This is a genomic window from Emticicia sp. 21SJ11W-3 (assembly GCF_024138715.1).
Classification (GTDB): domain Bacteria; phylum Bacteroidota; class Bacteroidia; order Cytophagales; family Spirosomataceae; genus Emticicia; species Emticicia fluvialis.
The window spans coordinates 4,457,998-4,476,677 of sequence record NZ_CP092074.1 but is presented as its reverse complement, the minus strand read 5'-3'; the positions used below and the strand labels follow the sequence as shown (position 1 = coordinate 4,476,677).

At 43.9% G+C, this 18,680-nt stretch carries 17 protein-coding genes; 14 read left to right on the top strand and 3 right to left on the bottom strand.

Annotation, left to right across the window (positions count from 1 at the left end):
- The first annotated feature begins 29 nt into the window (after nucleotides 1–29).
- From MB380_RS18965 to MB380_RS18915, 11 genes are all read left to right on the top strand, one after another.
- The gene (locus MB380_RS18965; RefSeq protein ID WP_253530000.1) at nucleotides 30–1,265 is read left to right on the top strand and encodes an ROK family protein; all 1,236 of its coding nucleotides are present in this window, start codon (nucleotides 30–32) and stop codon (nucleotides 1,263–1,265) included.
- A gap of 36 nt (nucleotides 1,266–1,301) precedes the next feature.
- Nucleotides 1,302–2,720, top strand: a complete 1,419-nt coding sequence (locus MB380_RS18960) for a glycoside hydrolase family 125 protein (RefSeq protein ID WP_253529997.1) — start codon at nucleotides 1,302–1,304, stop codon at nucleotides 2,718–2,720.
- Nucleotides 2,721–2,859: 139 nt separating this feature from the next.
- Entirely contained in the window at nucleotides 2,860–4,293 is a 1,434-nt protein-coding gene (locus MB380_RS18955; protein ID WP_253529994.1) for an alpha-L-fucosidase, read from the top strand.
- A 6-nt stretch (nucleotides 4,294–4,299) separates the two neighbouring features.
- Complete coding sequence (locus MB380_RS18950; protein WP_253529991.1) at nucleotides 4,300–5,217, top strand: metallophosphoesterase; 918 nt, start codon at nucleotides 4,300–4,302, stop codon at nucleotides 5,215–5,217.
- Nucleotides 5,218–5,249: 32 nt separating this feature from the next.
- Complete coding sequence (locus MB380_RS18945) at nucleotides 5,250–6,293, top strand: isoaspartyl peptidase/L-asparaginase family protein (RefSeq protein ID WP_253529989.1); 1,044 nt, start codon at nucleotides 5,250–5,252, stop codon at nucleotides 6,291–6,293.
- 84 nt (nucleotides 6,294–6,377) lie between these two features.
- The gene (locus MB380_RS18940) at nucleotides 6,378–7,754 is read left to right on the top strand and encodes an alpha-L-fucosidase (protein ID WP_253529988.1); all 1,377 of its coding nucleotides are present in this window, start codon (nucleotides 6,378–6,380) and stop codon (nucleotides 7,752–7,754) included.
- Nucleotides 7,741–9,924, top strand: coding sequence for an alpha-galactosidase (locus MB380_RS18935; RefSeq protein ID WP_253529986.1), 2,184 nt, complete (start codon nucleotides 7,741–7,743; stop codon nucleotides 9,922–9,924). Before MB380_RS18940 ends, MB380_RS18935 begins: the two co-directional genes overlap by 14 nt.
- A 24-nt stretch (nucleotides 9,925–9,948) precedes the next feature.
- Complete coding sequence (locus MB380_RS18930) at nucleotides 9,949–10,908, top strand: glycosyl hydrolase family 18 protein (RefSeq protein WP_253529984.1); 960 nt, start codon at nucleotides 9,949–9,951, stop codon at nucleotides 10,906–10,908.
- A gap of 241 nt (nucleotides 10,909–11,149) precedes the next feature.
- Nucleotides 11,150–11,704: an RNA polymerase sigma factor gene (locus tag MB380_RS18925; RefSeq protein ID WP_253529981.1), complete on the top strand. Its 555-nt coding sequence runs from the start codon at nucleotides 11,150–11,152 to the stop codon at nucleotides 11,702–11,704.
- A complete protein-coding gene (locus tag MB380_RS18920; protein WP_253529978.1) occupies nucleotides 11,682–12,485 on the top strand; it encodes a hypothetical protein in 804 nt (267 codons plus the stop codon). Before MB380_RS18925 ends, MB380_RS18920 begins: the two co-directional genes overlap by 23 nt.
- 85 nt (nucleotides 12,486–12,570) lie before the next feature.
- Complete coding sequence (locus MB380_RS18915) at nucleotides 12,571–13,656, top strand: hypothetical protein (RefSeq protein WP_253529975.1); 1,086 nt, start codon at nucleotides 12,571–12,573, stop codon at nucleotides 13,654–13,656.
- 59 nt (nucleotides 13,657–13,715) lie between these two features.
- On the opposite strand, the gene MB380_RS18910 is transcribed toward MB380_RS18915, so the two are convergent.
- The gene (locus MB380_RS18910) at nucleotides 13,716–14,699 is read right to left on the bottom strand and encodes a pyruvate dehydrogenase complex E1 component subunit beta (RefSeq protein WP_253529973.1); all 984 of its coding nucleotides are present in this window, start codon (nucleotides 14,697–14,699) and stop codon (nucleotides 13,716–13,718) included.
- Between the two features lie 154 nt (nucleotides 14,700–14,853).
- Between MB380_RS18910 and MB380_RS18905 the strand changes: the two genes are divergently transcribed.
- Both MB380_RS18905 and MB380_RS18900 read left to right on the top strand, forming a co-directional pair.
- Entirely contained in the window at nucleotides 14,854–16,155 is a 1,302-nt protein-coding gene (locus tag MB380_RS18905) for a DUF5690 family protein (protein ID WP_253529972.1), read from the top strand.
- A gap of 62 nt (nucleotides 16,156–16,217) precedes the next feature.
- Complete coding sequence (locus MB380_RS18900; RefSeq protein ID WP_253529970.1) at nucleotides 16,218–16,907, top strand: SAM-dependent methyltransferase; 690 nt, start codon at nucleotides 16,218–16,220, stop codon at nucleotides 16,905–16,907.
- Here MB380_RS18900 and MB380_RS18895 read toward each other — a convergent pair.
- Together MB380_RS18895 and MB380_RS18890 are read right to left on the bottom strand one after the other, a co-directional pair.
- The gene (locus tag MB380_RS18895) at nucleotides 16,904–17,572 is read right to left on the bottom strand and encodes an ATP-binding cassette domain-containing protein (protein ID WP_253529968.1); all 669 of its coding nucleotides are present in this window, start codon (nucleotides 17,570–17,572) and stop codon (nucleotides 16,904–16,906) included. The genes MB380_RS18900 and MB380_RS18895 overlap by 4 nt on opposite strands.
- Nucleotides 17,569–17,871, bottom strand: a complete 303-nt coding sequence (locus MB380_RS18890; protein WP_253529957.1) for a hypothetical protein — start codon at nucleotides 17,869–17,871, stop codon at nucleotides 17,569–17,571. Before MB380_RS18890 ends, MB380_RS18895 begins: the two co-directional genes overlap by 4 nt.
- Before the next feature lie 209 nt (nucleotides 17,872–18,080).
- On the opposite strand from MB380_RS18890, the gene MB380_RS18885 reads away from it, so the two are divergent.
- The gene (locus MB380_RS18885) at nucleotides 18,081–18,680 is read left to right on the top strand and encodes a hypothetical protein (RefSeq protein ID WP_253529954.1); all 600 of its coding nucleotides are present in this window, start codon (nucleotides 18,081–18,083) and stop codon (nucleotides 18,678–18,680) included.

The following is an 18,680-nucleotide window of genomic DNA, read 5'->3' as shown; positions in this document are numbered from 1 at the left end:
AGCCTAACCTCATTAAATTATTATAAACAATGTCAGAAGTATCTCTCGATAACGATCTTGAAGGGACCAGTAGAGAATCGGTCATCGATATCAAAAAAAACAGACAGAAAAAGGGCATCATCTCTGAGCTGTATCTCAACGAAACCAATACCATAGCAGAGCTTTCTCACTCATTACACATCAGTATTCCGTCAATTACTGCACTTATTGAAGAACTGGTTGAAGAAAAGTGGATTATTGAAACAGGATTTGGGATGTCAAAGCAGGGCCGCCGGCCGGCTATATACGGCATAAATCCCAAAGAGAAGTTTGTTCTGGTGCTAGACATCAACACGCACGACACCAAGGTTTTTCTGCTTAACCTCCGTAATCAGGTCATTTTTACACAGGTTTTTGATTTACAGCTAAAAAACAATCCCATCTTTCTGGAGACACTTTTTTCGTTGGTAGACAACGTAATAGAGCAGAAAATAACCAAAGGTAAAAAACTGATTGCTATCGGGGTTTCTATCCCGGGGCTGGTCAATAAAAATACGGGTATCAACTACACCTATAAAAGCCTTAACAGCGAGAATAAATCGCTGGCCAAATCAATTGAGGAGCATTTCAGGTTACCAGCCTACGTATTGAACGATTCTAAAGCCAATGCATTTGGCGAGTATCGATTCGGGCTGGCCAAAGGCAAGCATCATGTGTTGTCGATCAATGTTGACTGGGGCATTGGTCTGGGCGTAGTAGTAAACGGTGAAATATTTGACGGCGCCTCTGGTTTTGCCGGAGAGTTGGGGCATATTCAGGTGAATCCTGATGGCGTGCTTTGCACCTGTGGAAAAGTTGGCTGTCTTGATACCATAACCTCGGCCTCGTCATTGCTTAAAAACATCAAAGACGGCCTAAGACAAGGTAAAGTGTCTAAATTGGGTGAATATAAAGACAAAATTGAAGACATTAATCTTGAAATGGTAATTGAGGCTGCCCAACAGGGCGACGCCTTTGCTATTGACATTATACACAACATAGGCTTAGAATTGGGCAAGGGTTTGTCTATAGCCGTGCATTTGTTTAATCCTCAGATTATTATTATTGACGGCGTGCTGTCTAAAGCGCAGAAACTCATCGTAAACCCGATAGAACACGCCATTAATAAGTATTGCTTAACCGACTTCAAGGAAGATTTAAGAATTGAGATTTCTCAACTGGGCGAAAACGCCAAAATATATGGGGTGCATACCTACGTGGTTGAAAACCTGCTGAAAACCGCTTAAGGCCAGCCCTAATTTAATTTTTAACCTATTTGTTAAATGCAGCATCAGAATAGAAGAGATTTTATTAAAACTACCTCTTTGGCTGGCATAGGCCTGCTGGCAGGTACCAATGCCTTTGCCGCTGGTTTCCCTACTTTTAGGGTCGCGCCAGACAAAAGAAACTTTACCAGCCCGGCCATTGAGGCCACTATTGAGCGCATAAAAAAGTCTGTAAAAGACCCTGAACTGGCCTGGTTGTTTGAAAACTGTTTCCCCAATACGCTTGATACTACGGTTATTTTCAAAACCAAAAACGGCAGACCCGATACGTTTGTAATTACGGGTGACATTCATGCCATGTGGCTGCGCGACAGCTCGGCGCAGGTATGGCCTTACCTGCCTTTAATTAAGCAGGATGCCCGCCTGAAAGACCTGATAGCGGGGGTAATCAACCGCCAGACCGAGTGTATACTCATTGACCCTTATGCCAATGCGTTTAACGATGGGCCGGGTAAGTCGGAGTGGTACTCCGACCACACAGACATGAAACCTGAGTTGCATGAACGGAAATGGGAGCTGGACTCACTGTGCTACACTGTTCGGCTGGCCTATCATTACTGGAAGACCTCTGGCGATACCAGTATTTTTGATGCCAGATGGCTTCAGGCAGCCAGACTGATTATTGCCACCTGCAAAGTGCAACAACGCTTTACCGACAGGGGGCCTTACCGTTTTGGTCGTACCACCTCCTGGTCTACAGATACTGTACCTGGTAATGGCTATGGTAATAATACCAAACCAAACGGTCTGATTCACAGTATTTTCCGTCCTTCCGACGATGCCACCCAGTACCCGTTCCTGATTCCGTCCAATCTGTTCGCGGTTGTTTCTTTCCGCCAGCTTGCCGAAATATCAGAGAAAGTACTGAATAATACCGCCTTTGCAACAGAATGTAAGGCGCTTGCCAATCAGGTTGAAACAGCTATTAAAAAATATGCTGTCATCAAACATCCAATCTACGGGCCAGTATATGCCATGGAGGTAGACGGTTTTGGTAACTGCCTGTTACAAGACGATGCCAACGTGCCCAACCTGTTGAGCCTGCCGTATCTGGGGGCTGTAAAAGCTACCGACCCGGTGTACCAGAACACCAGACGTTTCGTGCTGAGCTACAGCAATCCGTATTTCTTTAAGGGCAAAGCTGCCGAGGGAATCGGAAGCCCGCATACATTGGTTAATCAGATTTGGCCCATGAGCATCATTATGCGTGCCATGACATCCACTAGTGAGCAGGAGATAAAGGCCCAGTTGTATTACCTGAAAACCACACATGCAGGCACAGGTTTTATGCATGAGTCTTTCGATAAAGACAATGCCTCTCAGTTTACACGTAAATGGTTTGCATGGGCCAACACGCTTTTTGGAGAGCTGATTCTGAAAATTGAACGCGAACGGCCGCATTTATTAAACGTATAACGAAACGGTGTTTCGTTAGTTGGGGCTGTCTAAACCATAACCAGTAATTATTATTGATAAACAAGAGAATAAGAAAACAAGACTCAGAAAGTGCCAATTCCTTTGCAGCTCTAAACTTTCTTTTCTCATTATAAGTAAAATGAAAAAAACGCTAGTCACACTTATCATTGCCGTTTTGGCGCATACACTTTCTGCTCAGCAACACTCAGAGCAGAATCATGATAAATATGTTGTACCCACCGACCCCAAAGTAAAAGAAAAACTAAACCAGTGGCAGAATGTAAAGTTTGGTTTAATGATGCACTGGGGTACTTACAGCAAATGGGGTATTGTAGAAAGCTGGAGTCTTTGCCCTGAAGACGAAGGCTGGTGCGAACGCAAAGGCCCTTTCAAAGACAACTGGTATGAGTATAAAAAAGCATACGAAGACCTGCCCAAGTCTTTCAATCCCATTCAGTTTAATCCTGACAAATGGGCTGCCGCAGCTAAAAATGCAGGTATGAAATACTTGGTTTTTACCACCAAACATCACGATGGTTTTGCGATGTATGACACCAAACAAAGCGATTATAAAATCACTAATACACCTTTTGCCTCTAACCCGAAGAGCAACATTGCCCAAGAGGTTTTTGCGGCTTTCCGTAAAGACGATTTCATGATTGGCGCGTATTTCTCTAAGCCAGACTGGCACTCTAACGATTACTGGTGGTCATATTTCCCGCCGAAAGACCGTAATCCGTCGTACCATCCGGCCAGATATCCTGAAAAATGGAAGGCTTTCAAGCAATTTACCTACAACCAGATTGAAGAATTGATGAGCGACTACGGCAAGATGGATATCCTCTGGCTTGATGGGGGTTGGGTACGCCCGTTCAGCACTATCGACTCCACAGTTTCATGGCAGAGAACCATTCCTTTCGACCAGGACATCGATATGCCGCGCATTGCCGGAATGGCAAGAAGCCATCAGCCGGGTTTGCTGGTAGTAGACAGAACCGTAAGTGGCGAATTTGAAAACTACGTAACGCCTGAGCAGCAGATTCCGGACCATTACATGCCAATACCCTGGGAAACCTGTATGACTATGGGCGATTCATGGAGTTATATACCAAAAGAGAACTTTAAACCGGCCAGAAAATTAATTCATATTCTGACCGACGTAGTATCAAAAAATGGTAACTTGCTTTTGAATATTGCGCCGGGCCCTGAGGGAGATTTCCATGCAGAGGCGTATCAGCGTCTGGAAGAAATTGGTAAGTGGATGCAGGTAAATGGGGAAGCCATTTATAATACAAGAGGTGACAACGAACTGGGTAAACAAAACAAACTGGTGTTTACGCATAATGGCAATACTACTTATGCCATTTATAGGGCTGATGAAGGCGAAACGCTTCCTGCCAGTATTGAAATCAGTAAACTTACCTTGGCCAAAACGGCAACCGTAAGTTTATTGGGCAGCAAGGAGAAAATAAAATGGATGGCAAAGGATGGTAAAATAGTAGTTGAGATTCCGGAAAAAGCCAGAAAATCCGCAGGTAACAGCTATGCATGGGCGTTGAAAATTAACAGATAACAGGATATGAACCGCCGCCGATTTCTGAAAAATAGTGCAATTGCAGGAACCATGATCGGAGTTGAACCAAACGCAGCATCTGCCCGTAAAAAGGCATTCAGGGTAGCCTACCTGTCAGATGTGCACGTTTCACCCATTCGTGAGGCAGAAGCCGGCATGGCCAGAGCTTATCAAAGCGCCAATATGCTGACTCCCAGGCCGGATTTTATAATCAATGGCGGTGATGCCATATTAGATGCACTTGAAAACACAAAACAAGGTACCCGCCAACAGTTCAACCTTTTCAGCAAGTTATTGAAAGAAAACAACAGGTTGGAAATAAAACATCTCATCGGTAATCATGATATATGGGGATGGTTTAATAAAACAGCAGATTTAAAAGGCGACAACCTCTATGGTAAACAATGGGTTGTAGAAGAGTTCCGGATGCCCAAACGGTATTACGCATTTACAAAAAAAGGCTGGAAATTCATTATGCTAGACTCTACCCAGCTTTATCCACAGGGCGGCTTTATGGGTCAGATTGACCCTGAGCAGCTGGAATGGCTAAAGGCAGAGCTAGACACTACCCCGGCACAACAGCATATTTGTGTGGCCTCTCATATACCCATTTTATCAGCGGCAGCCAGTTTGTTTTTTGATAAAGTGCCCGAAAACGGCGACCTGCAGCAACCGCACTATTTAATTCATACCGATGCGCATGCATTAGTTAACCTGTTCAGAAATTATCCAAACGTAAAGGTTTGTTTAAGCGGGCATTTGCACATGCAGGAGGCGCTTAGCTATCAGGGGGTAACGCATTATAACAACGGGGCGGTTTCAGGTAATTGGTGGAGAGGTCCTTTCAGAGACTTCGAGCCTGCCTATGCCGTACTTGATTTTTATGATAACGGCACCGTAGACCGTACATTTGTGAAATATTAAAAGAAGCTCAATAACCTAATACTAACAAAATAATGCAATCGAGAAGAAAATTTATACGCTGGTCGGCTTTTAGCTTACCATTCCTGTCGGCAAGCAGGGCATTTTCTAACGCAAAAACCATAGCCGGCAAACCCATTGTGGTTTCCACTTGGGACAGCGGCCTGGCCGTAAACGCCGAGGCCTGGAAAGTGTTGAAAAAGAACGGCCGCGCGCTTGATGCCGTAGAGGTAGCAGCCAATTCAATCGAAGATACCATTAATTGTTGTGTGGGGCTGGGGGGGAATCCTGACCGTGACGGGAAAGTAACACTTGATGCCTGTATTATGGACGAAAAAGCCAACTGCGGTTCAGTAGCATTTTTGCAGCACATCAAACACCCTATTTCGGTAGCCCGCAAACTGATGGAAACCACCCCGCATGTAATGTTGGTAGGCGACGGCGCCTTACAGTTTGCCTTAGAAAATGGTTTCAAAAAAGAGCCTGATAAGTTATCGCCGGATGCTGAAAAGACCTACAAGGAATGGTTGAAGAAGTCTGAATACAAACCTGTTATCAATATAGAACAACAGCAGATTAAAGCCCGTAAAAATGGTAGCGGCCCGTTTGCCCCAAGTTATTTTGAAGACGGTACCGCCAACCACGATACCATGGGTACCATTGCATTGGATGCCTCAGGTAACCTTTCAGGTGCCTGTACTACCAGTGGTATGGCATTTAAACTGCACGGAAGGGTAGGAGACTCCCCCATTATTGGTGCCGGTTTGTTTGTGGATAACGAAGTCGGTGCTGCCACTTCATCTGGCCAGGGAGAAGAGGTAATCAGAGTTGCCGGTACCCACCTGGTGGTTGAAATGATGCGCCTGGGCAAAACGCCTGAAGAGGCCTGCAAAATAGCCGTAGAGCGTATTGTAAAAATTAACCCTGAAAAAGCCAAAGGCTTTCAGGTAGGTTTTATTGCCATTAATAAACAGGGCGAATACGGTGCCTATTCTATTCAGCATGGTTTCAGTTATTCGGTTACGCTGGCCGACGACGGCGGCAAGGTATTTATGGCAAAGAGCCATTTTCCTAAGTAATGAATAAAATAATAACCTGTTAATTCAGGTACTCAGGCGTGTTGCGGCATCAAACCGCGGCACGCCTTTATTCAACCTATAAACATGAAAAAATACCTTCTAATACTAACAACACTGGTAGGTCTGCAAACATACGCCCAGTATCAGCCCAACTGGAATAGCCTCGACCAGCGCCCCACGCCAGAATGGTTTCGGGATGCCAAGTTCGGAATCTTTATTCACTGGGGAATCTACTCTGTGCCTGCCTGGGCAACCAATTCTAATGCCGACGGTTTTGGCAGTGGCTACGCCGAATGGTATTGGCAGAGGCTCTTCGCACCTAATCTTAAAATTCATAAAGAGTTTGTAGCGTTTCATGAAAAAAACTACGGCAAGGCTTCGTACCAGGACTTCGTGCAGCAGTTTAAAGCAGAAATGTTTAAACCTGAAGATTGGGCCAGGATATTTGAGCAGGCCGGTGCCAGATATGTAGTCCTTACCTCAAAGCACCACGAGGGTTTTACGCTCTGGCCAAGTGCCCAGTCTTGGAACTGGAATGCCGTTGATGTGGGCCCGCACCGGGACCTGGCCGGAGATTTATCTAAGGCAGTAAAGGCCAGAAATCTGCACATGGGCTATTATTATTCTTTATACGAATGGTTTAATCCGGTTTATAAAAGCGATGTAAAAAAGTATGTAAACGAACGGATGATTCCACAAATGAAAGACCTCGTAACCAGATATCAGCCCGATATTCTTTGGACAGACGGAGAATGGGACCACCCTGCCAAAACCTGGCAAAGCGAAGAGTTTCTGGCCTGGCTGTATAATGATTCGCCCGTAAAAAACAGTGTGGTTGTTAACGACCGCTGGGGTAATGATACCAAGAGTAAACATGGCAGTTTTTATACGTCTGAGTACGGTCATGGCGGCACTGACAATTTGCCGACGAATGGATTTACCAGACCCTGGGAAGAATGCCGTGGTATTGGAGAATCTTTCGGCTATAACCGCAATGAAAACCTGGAAGTTTACCAGACAGGCGAGCAACTGGTGCACCAACTGGTAGATATTGTTGCGCGCGGAGGAAATTTTCTGCTTAACATAGGGCCGACAGCCGACGGCAGGATTCCGGTTATTATGCAGCAACGATTAAAAGAAATAGGCGACTGGATGAAGGTAAACGGAGAAGCCATTTATGGCTCGCGCAAATGGGACAAAGCCCCCGCCTATGCAAAAGATTCAAAGCTGCATTTCACCCAAAAAGCTGCTAATATCTATGCCATTAGCAGCAAATGGCAGGATAACATCATAATTGAAAATATAGAAAAACCAAGCAAAGTAAAATTGCTGGGTTTTAACGGCGATATTAAGTTTACATACAAAAACAAAGTGCTTACCATAGTTGCTCCGCAGTTAAACCCTAATACTATTCCGTGCCAGTATGCCTGGACTTATGAACTAACTAATGCCCATAAATAATATGCGCCACCGTAAGACCTTCAACAATCTGCTTTTTATTGGTCTGTTGGCTGTCAGCCAGACATTCGCCCAGACCCCAAGTCAAGACTGGCTGGTGCGACCTTTTATGCAAAACAGTGAAGTGAATGTTCTGCAGAACGGACAGATGCTTGAAATTACGAACGGATTGATTAGCCGCCGGATAAAAATTAGTCCGAACGCGGCCACCGTCAGTTTCAAAAACCTTTCAACCAACGAACAATTTGTGCGTTCGGTGAGACCCGAGGCACGGGTGGTTATCAATGGCAAGACCTTTAATGTTGGTGGACTATACGGGCAAAAAGAACACGCATATCTGTTGGAAGAGTGGATACCAGGTTTAACAGCCGGGCCGGACGACTTCAAATTTGTGCGTTATGAAACAGGAGAAGTGAAACCTCATTTTGACTGGAAACCCACTACATGGACAGCCAACCCTACGCAACCCAAAGGTAAGAGCCTTATGCTGTTCTTTCAGTCTGGTTTGCCAGAGTTGAAAGGTATCGAGGTAGCAGTGCATTATGAAGTTTTTGACGGTATCCCGCTGCTTAGTAAATGGGTTACTATCAGTAATCAATCGAAGGGGGCATTCAGGCTGGCACAGGTTGTAAATGAGGTTCTGGCCACACCAGAAGAAGAATCGGCGGTAGTAGGTAAGCCTGAGAAGATGAAAAAACCGCAAAAGCTATACATAGAAAACAACTATGCTTACAACAATGCCATGCGCTATGAGCTTTCAGACCAGGCCACACATTGGAAGATAGACAGTACCTATACATCGCAGGTGAATTACAATTTCGAAACCCCTTGTGTGGTAGAGGTGTATCCGACTTTAGGCGTAGGTATAGACCTGGCATCCGGAGCAAGCTATAAATCCATCCGCACGTATGAACTGCTTCTTGACAGCTACGACAGGGAAAGAAACGGTTTGGCCCGCCGGAAAATGTATAGAGCCATTGCACCCTGGACAACCCAGAACCCCATCTTTATGCACCTCATCAGCACAGACCCTGCCACCGTGAAAGGTGTAATTGACCAATGTGCCGAAACCGGCTACGAAATGGTGATACTGAGCTTTGGCAGCGGCCTGAATATGGAAGACGCATCAGATGCGAACATCCGGAAGTTTAAAGAACTGGCCGACTACGCGCACAGTAAAGGAATTAAACTCGGTGGCTATTCATTATTCAGCAGCAGGCGGATTGATGATGCGAACGACGTAATAGACCCCGTAACGGGTTTGCCTGATAAAGGCGCTTTCTTTGGCCATGCGCCTTGTCTGGCCAGTGAGTGGGGAATCAATTATATCAAAAGCCTGAAAAAGTTTATCAGCGAAACCGGATTTGACCTGCTGGAACATGACGGCCCGTATCCGGGCGATGTGTGCGCTTCTACCAGCCACCCCGGCCACAAAGGTTTAGATGATTCGCAATGGGTACAGATGCAAATGCAAAAAGAGTTTTATCAATGGCTCAATGCCCGTGGTGTTTATATTAACGCGCCCGACTGGTATTTTATGGATGGCTCACACAAAATTGCGCTGGGTTACAGAGAGGTTAACTTTTCGCTGTCAAGAGAGCAACAGAAAATACTGAACCGCCAGAATATTTTTGATGGCACCTGGGATAAAACTCCTTCAATGGGCTGGGGTTTTGTGCCGCTCACCAAATACCAGGGTGGCGGAGCCGAAGCAGTATTGGAGCCTCTGAGCGAGCATCTGAAAGACTACAAACAACTCATGATGCAGTATTACGGAGCAGGCATACAGGCGTGCTATCGTGGCCCTCGGTTATATGATACCCCGGAAACAAAAAAAGTGGTAACTGAAACCATTAAATGGTATAAAAAATACAGAGATATCCTTAATTCTGACATCATACATCTGCGGCGCCCGGACGGCCGCGACTGGGACGGTATCATGCACGTGAATCCTGCTTTGGCAACCAAAGGCCTGGTTATGCTTTATAATCCTCTAAAAGAAAACATCAGCCGTAGAATTAAGCTGCCGCTCTATTATTCGGGCTTAACCAAAGTAGCTAAAGTAAGAGAACAAAACGGCAAAACAACTGCTTATCTATTAAACCGTGATTATTCTATTGAAATAACAGTTCAGCTACCGGCTGAGGGTTACACCTGGCTGGTAATTGAATAAATGCAAAACCAAATCCAAAGAAAAATGAAAGTTAAATCGTGGTTATTATCGTTACTGATGCTTTCAGTAGTGGCACATGCTGCATCTGCACAAAACAAAGAATTTAAGGTGGTAGGTTATTACACGCCTTCCATCCCGGCTGAAAAATTGCCCATGCACCTGCTTACGCATATCAATTATTCGTTTGCCATTCCGGCAAAAACCGGAGACACCCTGTTGCCACTGGGTAATCCTGAGTCGCTGAAAAGCCTGGTAAAAGTGGCACATCAGCATAAAAAATCGGTGTTTATTTCTATTGGGGGCTGGGGTATTGGCGATGGGGGCGGAGACGACACCCGTTTTCATAAAATGGCCGAGCGCGCCGATGGGCGCCATACGTTTGTAAGAAACGTTTTGCAGTTTGTAAGAACTTATGGTGTTGATGGAGTAGATTTAGACTGGGAGTATCCGGATGAAGACAGCCCGTCAGCCGACCATTATGTAAGTCTGGTTTCAGAGCTGGCAGATTCCCTGCATAAAAAAGGCAAGAAACTTACCGCAGCCGTTATTTCTTATGGCAAAACGGGTGGTGGAATCAAAAAAGCAGCATTTGATAAGATGGACTGGCTGAATCTGATGGCGTATGACGCTGATTACGGCCCGAGTTATGTTATTGCACACTCGCCGTACTCATTAGCTGTAAAAAGTCTTGACTACTGGATTAAAGAACGCGGCCTGCCAGCACACAAAGCCGTGTTGGGCCTACCCTTCTATTCAAAAAAAGGTATGGGTAACTATGGTCCGGGTTATAGCGATTTAATCAAAGACGGCGCCAGCGCGTACGATGATTACTGGAAAGGCGCCTTCTACAACGGAACAATCACCATTGAGAACAAAACCAGACTGGCCAAAAAACGTGGCTGCGGAGGTGTAATGATATGGGAAATAGCACTTGATACTACCGATGACACGTCTTTGCTGAAAGCAATTCAACGTAGTAAATAAAAAATAACCCTTAATGCCCCTCTCTCCGGTATCAGAGAGGGGTAAGGGTAATACCTTCTACATTCTCTTCCTCTAGGCGGCGAAAGCCGTTGCTGCTTTTTTCAGAATCACTCAATGATGGGTTTATACCCGGCTTTACTCCTGCAATTGGTTTATTTTTTGTTTAATTTCAGGTTTTTTTATTGGCTGATACAACTTTTTGGCACTTTTACGCATTAACACTAAAAGCCACGTTTAAACTTTGATTCTAACCTCTACAATCGAACGTCTGCGACAAAAAGACGCTGCTGCCCAGAAAGAAATTTTTGAGCATTATGGCAGCTTTTTGTATCGGATTGCGTACCGTTACGTACGTGAGCGAATGCTGGCCGAAGATTTAATGGTAGATTCGTTTCTGAAGATTTTTGATGGCATTATCCATTTCAGATTCGATAACCTGCGGTCGTTTGAGGCCTGGATGAAAAAAATTGTGGTGAATGAGGCATTAATGCTACTGCGCCGGCAGGCAAGTTTTCATCTGATGCCTGAAAGTGAAGCGGTGGATGTACCAGTTGATGATCATATACTCGACAGGATTTCGACAGAGGAGATTTACAGGCTGATTGCCGAATTACCCGATGGGTACCGTACGGTTTTTAACCTGTATGCCATTGAAGGTTACACACATAAAGAAATTGCAGAGCAACTGCAGATAAGCGAGGGAACCTCAAAGTCGCAGTTGAACCATGCACGCAAATTATTGCAAAAGAAATTACAAATAGCTAATAAAAGTGATGCAAACAGAGAACTTTTATAGTAAAATCAGAGAAAATCTTGAGAATTCTGACTTTAACCCCGATTGGGATAAAAGCCGGGTGTGGCAGCACCTTGAACAAAAACAAGAGGTTAAGAAGCGTTTCGGATGGTGGAAAGCCGTTGCAGCAGGAATGGTGATGCTTGGCCTTGCCGGAGTTTATGGGGTGCTTGCAGACAAAAGTAGCATAATGGCCAATAAAATGGAGCCTCGTCATACACCATCTGCTAAATCTTCACAACCGCCTTCAGTAAAAGCCCGGTTTAATGAATCTGCTTTGGTAGCGCTGAAAGATAAGCCACAAGAGCAGAATACGGGCCGGAAAGCGCATAAAAAGAATGGCCGGTCTTTAAACGAAGTGAAACCATTTGTGCAGGAGCCAAACGAAAACACCAATGAAGCGTTTGATAATCTGGTAACTACTGAAGACGGCGAGCAGGAGTTTAGCTACAACAATGTAACATCAAGAAACGAGCCGGCTTATGTACGCCCTGTTATTTTTGACGCCCCCATTATCTTCAGACCCAGTAAGCCTATTGATAAAGTTGCTACGGCAGTTGCCCCTGCTAAGCGGGAAAGGGTAGCTATACTGGAGATTCCTGAAGATGAAGACGATTATGTAATTGCGCCAAAAGAGAAGAAAAAAAGCCGCCAGGCACGCCTTGCCAGGCAGGTTGATAAAACCCCTGAGGCCGCAGACCCTAGCAAGCCTAACAAGATATGGGCATTTGTGAAGCAGAGTTTCAAAAATGAATCCATACCTGCCGATTCTACCGTTAAATAATGGCCTGTTTCTGACAATAACCGGGTTTTGAATCTGGTTTGCATAAACACACCTGTTACTTCTTATCTTTAATGTATTACCTGCCATGAAGAAGTTCTTTTTGCTGCTGTTGTTGGTTGTAGGTACTGATACCTATGGCTTTGCAATGATAAAAAGTGCAGCTATAGACTCAATAGTGGTAAATATAGGCAAGCGAAAAAAGATTGTATTGTGGGGCGCAACACAGGAAGACCTGAAGGCGCTCGAAAAATATGACCTGAACCGCATTGTAAGACAAATGAATCAGGATCTGGAAGAGATGCCCTCTAATGTCAGACGCAGTATCAGGCAAGACTACGAAGGCAATACCTATACCAAAGAAACCACCCGCCAGCAAGAGTTAGAGGGGCTTACTCCGTGGCAAAGGCTTACCAGAAACACCTATCTGAATCTGTCATTTGGTTTTAGTTCGGCCAGGTATCTGCAAAGAGGTAATTCGGTGTATAATCCCTACAAAAACACATCAGATTTATTCAGACAAAAGACGTTCGCATCGCCAAATATCAGCATTGGGCTCATGCGCCAGGAGAGTTTTATACAAACAGGCAGAAAAGAACTATTACTACATTATGGATTTGATATCAGCTGGTATTACCTGAACCGCGACATCAATAACAGGGTTTCATACCTGCTGCGGGCCAGCAATACCAATGTTGCCGGGTTTGATACAGTGGCTGTTTACAGGCCGTCGCCTGCTGGTAACTATTATACCATAGATAACCTGGTGGGTACTGCTGGCCCAAAAGCCGAATCGGCTTACAATCAATCTTTGTTCTATATCAATTTCAAGATAATACCCACTGTTAATTTCTATGGTAATTCAAACCAGAAAACCTTTCATTTCGGTTTCGGAGCTTATATAGGAAGATTAATAGGCGGTAGCCAGATTTACCCTGAGATAAAATCAATTAACCAGCAGGATGTAAAAATCCCTATAAAAAGCAAGGATAACCCTTATCGTTACGGCTTAATTCTGAACCTGGGCTACAAGGCGTTTACTTTTTTTCTGGAGGGAGATGTCAATAATTTCTTCCAGAGCCGCAATACGCGGAGTAAGTTTCCGCCTTATGAAACTGTTGATATGAACTGGTCTCAGAATCTGACAACCTTCGGCATCAGAATAGGCCGGTAATGAAAAATCTCCGGAGACCCCTCCGGAGATTTTTGCTTTATCATATATTTTACAAACGCTTATTTTTTGTACAATACGCTTTTCACAGCATCAATTGTACGTTTTACGTTTGGCAATGTAGCTTCAATTAAAGTTGGTGCATAGTGCAAAGGAATATCCATGTTATTAACACGAATAACGGGCGCATCCAGGTAATCGAAAGCGTAACGTTGTAAGTGATAAGTGATTTCTGATGAAATAGCCGCCAATGGCCATGCTTCTTCTACTACCACGCAACGGTTGGTTTTCTTCACAGAGTTAATTACAGTAGCGTAATCGATAGGTCTTACTGTACGCAGGTCAATCAATTCAGCCTTAATACCTTCTTTATCCAATTCAGCAATGGCAGGTAAAACCACACGCGGAATCATTTTTCCGAAAGAAACGATGGTAACATCAGAACCTTCGCGAATCACATTAGCTTTGCCAAGCGGAATCAGGTATTCTTCCTGTGGTACTTCACCTTTATCACCGTACATCACCTCCGACTCCATGAAAATAACCGGGTCGTTGTCTCTGATAGATGATTTCAACAAACCTTTGGCATCATAAGGGCTATGCGGTACAACCACTTTTAAACCGGGCGTATTGGCAAACCAGTTTTCAAAGTTTTGTGAGTGTTGCGCACCCAGCTGCCCGGCATTACCGGTTGGCCCACGAAATACAATCGGACAGGTATATTGCCCGGCTGACATGGCCATTATTTTAGCTGCTGAGTTAATAATCTGGTCAATAGCTACCAAAGAAAAGTTAAACGTCATGAACTCAATAACCGGGCGTAAACCGTTGGCTGCTGCTCCTACACCAATACCGGCGAAACCAAGCTCGGCAATAGGAGTGTCAATCACACGTTTAGGGCCAAATTCGTCCAGCATTCCTTGGCTTACTTTATATGCACCGTTGTATTCGGCTACTTCTTCACCCATCAGAAAAACGTTCTCGTCACGTCTCATTTCTTCTGAAAGGGCTTCGCGCAGGGCTTCTCTAAATTGTATCTCTCTCATTGTGGCTTAGAATAAAAGCTTATTTTTTTGATGTAAAATTAGGTAATTCATTCGGAATTCTCAAATTTGCATGAACATACATCTATGAAAATTTAATTAATCTTTTCTGCCACCGGCAGCAAGGCTTCCTTATTTACCCTACACTTCATACCAAATGAACAAACTTAAAGCATATTTGGCAGTTAATTCAACAGCATTTGCTGTATTTACCTCCATAGCTGCCTTTTTTACCTATCTGTGCTTTTATCCGTTCAGGCGCGCCTACACTGCCGCTACTTATGATGACCTTTATTTCTTTGGCATTCATTATAAAATACTAATCATTACGGCTCAGGTCTTGGGCTTTGCAGTATCTAAAGGTTTGGGTATCAAATATGTGTCTGAAATGGCGCCTGCCAGCAGAGCCCGTAATCTGATGTTCATTATTTTGCTGTCGTGGGTTTGTTATCTGTTTTTTGCCTGGGTTCCGGCGCCTTACAATCTGTTTTTTATTTTTCTGGCCAGTCTGCCTTTAGGTATGGTGTATGGTATTATGCTTGGTTTTCTGGAAGGCAGGCGTGTAACCGACCTGCTTGTGGCCGTGCTAACGGCGTCTTTTATTATGGGTTCCGGCTTTGCCAAAAGCATTGGTAAATGGGTTATGGCCACGCTGGAAGTAAGCGAGTTCTGGATGCCATTTGTGGCTTGCGCCATTATGATACTACCCTTTGGTTGTTGCGTATGGCTAATGGGACAGATACCACCGCCCAGTGAGAAAGATAAGGCCAGTAGGTCGGAACGAAAGCCCATGCAGAGGTCAGACAGGCAAGCATTTATTAATGAGTTTACACTGACCCTTACCATTTTTGTGGTTTCTTATATTTTGCTTACAACCTTCCGAGAGTTTCGTGATAACTTTGCCCCCGAAATATGGAAAACCTTGGGCTATGGAAATAACTCAGCCATTTTTACCCAGACAGAAATACCCATTGCTATTGCTGTGTTATTGATGATGGCCGCCATGCGCTGGGTGCAGAACAACTACAGGGCTTTTGTTATTATTCAATGCCTCATGCTTGTGGGTGGAGCGCTGATCGGGCTAAGTACCTTGCTTTATCAGCAAGGGGTAATATCGCCAGTTGTCTGGCTCACCTTGTTAGGGCTTGGCTTGTATATGGCCTATGCCATGTGTAATAGTCTTTATTTTGAGCGGATGATTGCGGCCTTCAAACGTTCGGGTACTGTGGGTTTTATGATTACCTTTGCCGATTATTACGCATATCTGGGCAGCATTCTGGTACTGTTTTACAAGAACTTCTTTCAGAAAAGTATCAATTATCACGAGTTCTTTATTTATTTGGCTTATGCCGTTTCGGTTATTTATGTGGTTTTAATAGGTTTATCTATGTGGAGGCTCAATCAATATCATCAGGCTCTGACTCTTGATAAACCGGATGAAACTGAAATAATTAAGTAATGATGCCTGCCCTGTCTATACATATATGATATGCCTTTAGTTTTTATTACCTGTTATATAAGATGAATATTTTTCTGATTCCGACCATATTGGCCCCCGACACACAGACCAGTGTGTTGGCACCCCAGATAGTTGAGGTAATTACAAAGGTTGATATTTTCTTTGCCGAGGATATACGTACTGCCAGGCGGTTTATCAGTAGCCTGAAGGTTGGGAAGGTGATAGACGAGCTTACGTTTCATGAGCTAAACAAAGACACACCACAAGACCAGACATTGGCTCAACTGAAAAAACTAAAAGCTGATGCAGGCATTATAAGCGAGGCCGGTTGCCCCGGTATTGCCGACCCCGGTGCTGTTGCTGTTGGCTTTGCCCATCAGCTGGGTTATAAAGTCAGGCCTTTGGTGGGGCCCAGCTCCATTTTACTGGCGTTGATGGCTTCCGGCTTTAACGGGCAAAGCTTTACTTTTCATGGATACCTGCCTATTGAAAAAGCTGCCAAAGTGAAAGCCCTTAAAAGTCTGGAACAAACAGCAAAGAATAAGAGCCAGACACAGATATTTATGGAGACCCCATACCGTAACAACCAGATGCTGGATGACGTGCTGCAAAATATGGGCGCTGAAACATTGCTGTGCATTGCTGCCAACATTACAGCTGAAGACGAACTGATTAGAACTTTGCCGGTAAAAGAATGGAAAAAGCAAAAGCCTGATTTGCATAAAAAACCTACGATATTTCTGATACTTTAGCTATCCTTTTCCAACATATACCCGTGGCGAATCAGGTCATCTTGTGAATTTATTTGAAAGGTTTTTCCTTCTCTTATTAAATACAAATCATCGCTCATATCCATAATATGCCTGTATAGATGGTCAGTAATGATAATCCCTTTTTTAAGTTTTTCTTTTGCTATTATTTCTTTCAGTTTTTCAACATGAAGAGGCATTAGATGAGAGAAGGGTTCATCAAGCATAACAAATGCTACTGCTGACTTCAGAATAACCATAGTCTCAAAGAGCCTTATTTCTCCACCGGAAAGAGCCCCCAGTTTCTGCTTACTATATTTATCAAATATTGGAAAGTCTTCTATAACATCTTTCAGATTCACCTCATACAAATTACATACCTGCTCAATTTTTAAATGTTTGGGTATAAATGCTTTCTGCGGCAGATATCGGATAGCCCCCGGCGAAGTTAACAGCGTGCGTTTATACTGGCCGTTTATACGAACCGATTGAAAATTGCCCCGAAGCGAGCCGAATATAATTCTCATCAGGCTGCTTTTGCCGCATCCGTTACGGCCCAGGAAACCCGTCACCTTGCCGGTTTCGGCTCTTACATATACATCTGAGAGAATGCTGCGTGCCCCAAATTCAAGATAAATACTGTCAGCTTCAAGTAAATTTTTTGTCATATCAATGCAGTTAAATACAGGCCGGTCAAAAATAAAAGCAAATCCAAAATCAAGGTAAAAAGTATAAGTTGGTTCTGTGTGATACCCAGGTTCTCATAAAACAGAAACGCATCAGTTTTATAATAAAATTTCAATAGAATTGCCGTTAAAACAAGCGTAATGATTTTTGAAAAGACAAACAGTGAAGCGCCATCCTTAAACTGATAATAGGTGTATAAAAGCCCCAGGCTAACCATTAAAGTAAAGGGGCTTGTACCCTTATAGTAAATCCAGATGGCATGTAATTGTGCTTTGCGCATGGCGTTGGTTTATAAATTAGGTTTCATTTGCTAAAGTCGGATATATTGGTTCCATCTCAAAGTCAACACAGTGGCATCAGCAACTATTTAACATTATTTAAGTGAAATGGAGATACTGAACAATGCGCAGGCTGCACTGGCACAGGTTTTTATCGTAACTATGGTAAGTTATATCAAACCCTGAAACAGAGACATAAAATAGACATCTTATGAAACCCACCATTCCTACACAAAGAGAAGGAACATCTTACGATACCGTATCAGAAGAGAGTTTTTCAACTGAAAAGCAGGCAAAGGCACAATTTCAGATTTCAAAACAAAGACTATTGGCTGTGAACCATTGGCATGAAGTGATAGGAAGCGATAATCTGCAGTTTAAACTCATTGACGCCCGCGCTGAACCGGTAGACCGTTTACCTATGGTTGGTGATTATATAAAAATAGAAATACCCGGCCCTACGAACACTTCTGGCGAGGGGTACGATTGGGTAATAATTGAAAATATCGTGGAAGATGAGCGTGTGCATGAGGAATTTATTTCCATAACCATAAGGCCTTCGGCTAATCCGCAGAAAAAAGCCGGGAAAGAAGAAACCGCCCATTTTTTTGATGACGCCGCCACCAATACTTTTATTGTGAAACGTAAAGAAATGAAGCTAAAAGCAGAAGTGCATGGCCGTAACGAGAAACCCAATATTGAAGGTGTGGGGCTAATAGATAAAATCAGAAATACCTTTGTTGCTTTTGGTGGCATTTTAGGCGCCAGTAAATTACAATGGAAGAGCCTGACCGACGGTTTGCTGGTATAA